The sequence below is a fragment of the Caulobacter sp. P1_B12_2 genome (assembly GCF_056406675.1).
Genome location: NZ_JBFTZS010000407.1, coordinates 1 through 4,220, shown reverse-complemented (window position 1 = coordinate 4,220; position 4,220 = coordinate 1). Strand labels below are relative to the sequence as shown.

Sequence of the window (4,220 nt, the reverse complement as noted above, 5' to 3'; positions counted from 1 at the left end):
GGCCGGGACCCAAGGGCCCCGGCCTGGCTCGCCTCTTCGTCTAGGCGGGCTCGCCGACCTTGTAGCGGGCGGCCGAGCGGTTGCGCGACAGGTTCGGCAGCAGCTTGGCCCGGGCCGCGTCATAGGCCGCGAAGTCGGCCGGATCGGGCAGGGACGGGATGGTGACCAGCTCGCCCTGGAAGAAGCCGGCCAGGGCCGCGTCCACCAGGTCGTCGACCTCCATCAGCATGTTCGGGTCCAGCGCCTCGGCGCCGCCGCTGCCCGAGCGGTCCCAGATCTCTGTGCGGGTCGCGCCCGGCAGCACGGCCTGGAGGTGGATGTTGGGGCTCAGCTGCAGGCGCAGGGTCTGGGTGAAATAGGTCACATAGGCCTTGGTCGCGCCGTAGACGGCCATCTGCAGCTCGGGGGCCAGGCCCACGACCGACGAGATGTTGACGATCGCGCCGCGGTCGCGGGCCGCGAAGGCCTTGGCGGCGGCGTGGGCCAGGCGGGTCACCGAGACGATGTTCAGCTGGATCATGCTCTCKACCCGCTCCAGGTCCTGCTCGACGAAGGCGCCGGACAGGGCGACGCCGGCGTTGTTGATCAGGATGTCGATCGCGGCGTCGTCGGCCAGCCGGGCCTCGACCCGAGCCAGGTCGGCCTTGTTCGTCAGGTCGGCGGTGATCACGTCGACCTTCACGCCGGTTTCGCCGCGCAGCTTGGCGGCAAGGGCGCCGAGGCGGCCGGTGTCGCGAGCCACGAGGATCAGGTCATGGCCGGCGCGGGCCAAGCGGTCGGCATAGGTGGCGCCGATGCCGGTGGAGGCGCCGGTGATCAGGGCCGTGCCGGGGATGTCTTGCTTGCTCATCGTCTTTGTCCCGAAAAGGGTTTGGCGAAGGCCCCATGGTCCCGCCGTGACGCTGAAATGGTAAGTCACTTGCAAAACGCAAGTAAGTAACTTTCGATTTGCTAGCGAAGGCCTATATTAGCGCCATGACCCGACGCGCCTTCGATCCTGGACAATGCCCCGTGGGCCGCACGCTGGAGCGCGTAGGCGACACCTGGAGCCTGATGATCCTACGCGACGCCCTGCAGGGATTGTCGAAATTCGACCAATTCGAGAAGAGCCTGGGCGTGGCGCCCAACATCCTGACCCAGCGGCTGGCCGCTCTGGTCGAGGCGGGCTTCCTGGAGCGCCGGCCCTACCAGGAGCGCCCCTTGCGCCACGAATACGTAGCGACCGAGCTAGCGCGCGACTTCGCACCGGTGCTGACGGCGCTGATGGCCTTCGGCAACCGCCACTACGCGGTCGAGGGCGTCGCCAGCCAGATGGTCGAGGCGGTCACCGGCCTGCCGGCCGAACCGGTGCTGGTGGACCGCCGCACGGGCAAGCCGATGGACGGTCTCGACTTCGTCTACGCCGCCGGTCCCGCCGCCGGCCCCGTGGTGCTGGCCCGTGTGGCCCAGGTCCGGGAAGGGCAGGGCCGCTAGACCGGGGACCACCTTCGATAGCGCGTGGCCAAGTTTCGGCTTTTGAGTGTAGGCTTCCTGCAAGATCCGCCGGTCGTCGGGTCATCCGGGGTGGGACGCATGGACATCAAGCTGAACTTCATCAACGATTCCAACGACGTGAATAACAGCGAGATCGTGATCTTCGCCAAGAACGCGGCGCCGGACGTCCAGGAGACGGCGGTGGCCTGGCAGGTGATCCAGAACTGCGGCCAGGGCGACCACCACCCGTTCGTCTATCCGATGGCCACCCAGGTCGGGGCCAGCGACAGCTGGGGCAACTACACGCCGCTGCTGAACGCAGCCAACGGTCAGCAGTTTTCGATGGTGCTCGACACCTCCGGCGACGTGCTGAAGCTCAGCGGATCGGCGTCCAGTCCGAACGAGATCGAGGTGCGCAACGCCCTGCCGAAGGGGGCGATCAACGCCGGGGTCTACAAGAGCGGCAAGCTGTACGCCCAGGAGAGCGACGTCGCGCCGGGACAGAAGGCGGTGTTCCAGTTCAAGCCGACGATCTGGATCGGCGTGGTGTCGCAGGCGGAGGAGGGCGAGTTGATGAATTCGGCCATCATCTCGTCGGTCAACACCGAGCTGTCGCTGCTGGGCGTCGCCAGCGCCGACATCGTGATGACCGGCGGCGGGGCCGGCCGCGAGGCGGCGCCGTTCGAGTTCACCCTGGCGAACGTCCAGTTCGCCTGAGCACCTGGCGACCCCGAGGCTCTGGAGGGAACGATGATCCTGACTTGGCTATGGAAGATGTTTCAGTGGTTTCGGCAGAGCCGAGAGACGCCGGTCCTGGAAGCGCCGAAAGGCCAGCCCGCGCTAGGCGAGGCGCGGGCCGACTTCATCAACGACTCCAACGACAAGAACAATAGCGGCGTCGTGATCTTCGACGGCGACGAGGCGAGCGAGCCGGTCTCGACAGGACGGTGAAGCCGCTTTTGTCATCCCGGACCGCCGCCCCACCTTCGTCGGGCTTGTCCGGKATGACGACGACAGGACGGGTTAGGAAGCCCTAGTCGACGCAGATCGTGCCGGTCGACTTGCCGCCGACGATCTTGGCGTAGCAGCCGAACTGGACGTTGGTCTTCTGGCACTGGCCAGCGGTGGCGGCCTGGGATTCGGCGTTGCCGTCGGCGATGCACGCCCCCTGGCAGTCGGCCTTGTCCGAGCAGGTCTTGCCGGCGTCGGCATAGGGGACGACGCAGGTTTGGCGCTGCATGCGGCCGACCGGCTGCATTGAGCCGCCGCGCGCGGCGCACGAGGCGTCTGCGCTTTGGGCGGCGTGGGCGGGGGCCGGAGCCGTGGGCGCGCAGGCCGCCAGCAACGACAGGGCCAGGCTCGCCGTGGCGAGAATCGAGGTCATACGCATGCTGAAGATCCTTAAGCCGTCGCGCCCATGAAGCCCGGCAGCCAGGCCTCGTGGGCCGTGCGCAGGGTTTCCAGCGGGATGCTGAAAAGGCCCGTCGAGGCGAATTCGTTCCCGCCGGCCACGCCGGCCAGGTTGGCGTGGACGCCGGCTTCCTTGGCCGCCGCCAGCAGGGCTTCCGGATCGGGCGTTGCCACCAGATAGCGGGCCTGGTCCTCGCCGAACAGGTAGGGGTGGGCGTGGGCGTGGCTTGTGGCGTTCAGGGTGATCCCGACCTTGCTGGCCAGGGCGACGTCGGCCGCGGCGATCAGCAGACCGCCGTCCGACAGGTCGTGCAGGCCGGCCACCAGACCCGTGGGGATCAGGCCGCGCACGAAGTCGCCGTTCTTGCGCTCCACGGCCAGGTCGACCGGCGGCGGGGCGCCGTCCTCGCGGCCCAGGATCTCGCGCAGATAGATCGAGGCCCCCAGTTCGCCGTGGGTCTCGCCGATGATCACCAGCGTGTCGCCCTCGGCCACGTTGCCGAAGCCCATGCGCAGGTCGTAGTCCTCGAGCAGGCCCACGGCGCCGACCGTCGGGGTCGGCGGAATGGCGACGCCGTTGGTCTCGTTGTAGAGGCTGACGTTTCCGCTCACGACCGGGAAGTCCAGCGCCCGGCAGGCCTCGGCCATGCCGTCGGTGGCGCGGACGATCTGGCCCATGGTCTCGGGCTTTTCAGGGCTGCCGAAGTTGAGGTTGTCGGTGATGGCGATCGGCAGCGAGCCGGCGGCGGTCAGGTTGCGCCAGGCTTCGGCCACGGCCTGCTTGCCGCCCTCGTAGGGATCGTTCTGGACGTAGCGCGGGGTGACGTCGCTGGTCACGGCGATAGCCTTGCCCTTGCCGTGGATGCGCACGATGCCGGCGTCGCAGCCGGTGGCGCTGTCTTCCAGGGTGTCGGCCATGACGTGGCGGTCATATTGCTCCCACAGCCAGCGCTTGGAGGCCATGTCGGGGCTGCCGACCACCTTGAGCACGGCGGCGGTCCAGTCGATGGGGCCGGGGATCTTGCCCGGGTCGAGGTGCGGATGCAGCGTCGGCTGGACCCAGGGGCGGTCATACAGCGGCGCGTCGTCGAACAGCGGGGCCAGGGGCACGTCGCAGACGGTCTCGCCGTGATGCTTCAGCACCAGGCGGCCGGTGTCGGTGGTGTGGCCGATGACGGCGGCGTCCAGGCCCCACTTCTCGAAGATGGCGTGGCCTTCGTTCTCGCGGCCGGGCTTCAGCACCGCCAGCATCCGCTCCTGGCTTTCCGAGAGCATCATCTCGTAGGCGCTCATGCCGGTTTCGCGCTGCGGGACCATGTCCATGTTCAGCTCGATGC

The 4,220-nt window shown here is 68.3% G+C and carries 6 protein-coding genes; 3 read left to right on the top strand and 3 right to left on the bottom strand.

Annotation, left to right across the window (positions count from 1 at the left end; genetic code table 11):
- Positions 1-40 precede the first annotated feature (40 nt).
- Positions 41-850, bottom strand: coding sequence for an SDR family NAD(P)-dependent oxidoreductase (locus tag AC1DZ6_RS20265; RefSeq protein WP_477098935.1), 810 nt, complete (start codon positions 848-850; stop codon positions 41-43).
- A 125-nt stretch (positions 851-975) separates the two neighbouring features.
- On the opposite strand from AC1DZ6_RS20265, the gene AC1DZ6_RS20260 reads away from it, so the two are divergent.
- The 3 genes from AC1DZ6_RS20260 (at position 976) to AC1DZ6_RS20250 (ending at position 2,424) form a co-directional block, all read left to right on the top strand.
- Complete coding sequence (locus tag AC1DZ6_RS20260) at positions 976-1,473, top strand: winged helix-turn-helix transcriptional regulator (RefSeq protein WP_477098934.1); 498 nt, start codon at positions 976-978, stop codon at positions 1,471-1,473.
- Between the two features lie 99 nt (positions 1,474-1,572).
- Complete coding sequence (locus AC1DZ6_RS20255; RefSeq protein WP_477098933.1) at positions 1,573-2,190, top strand: hypothetical protein; 618 nt, start codon at positions 1,573-1,575, stop codon at positions 2,188-2,190.
- Between the two features lie 33 nt (positions 2,191-2,223).
- Positions 2,224-2,424 (top strand): hypothetical protein, encoded by a 201-nt coding sequence (locus AC1DZ6_RS20250; RefSeq protein ID WP_477098932.1) that lies wholly within the window; start codon positions 2,224-2,226, stop codon positions 2,422-2,424.
- 82 nt (positions 2,425-2,506) lie between these two features.
- Here the strand turns inward: AC1DZ6_RS20250 and AC1DZ6_RS20245 are convergent, their stop codons facing one another.
- Positions 2,507-2,863 (bottom strand): hypothetical protein, encoded by a 357-nt coding sequence (locus tag AC1DZ6_RS20245; protein WP_477098931.1) that lies wholly within the window; start codon positions 2,861-2,863, stop codon positions 2,507-2,509.
- Positions 2,864-2,874: 11 nt separating this feature from the next.
- Positions 2,875-4,220 (bottom strand): AIR synthase-related protein (locus AC1DZ6_RS20240; protein WP_477098930.1); only part of this gene is annotated, 1,346 nt, incomplete at its 5' end.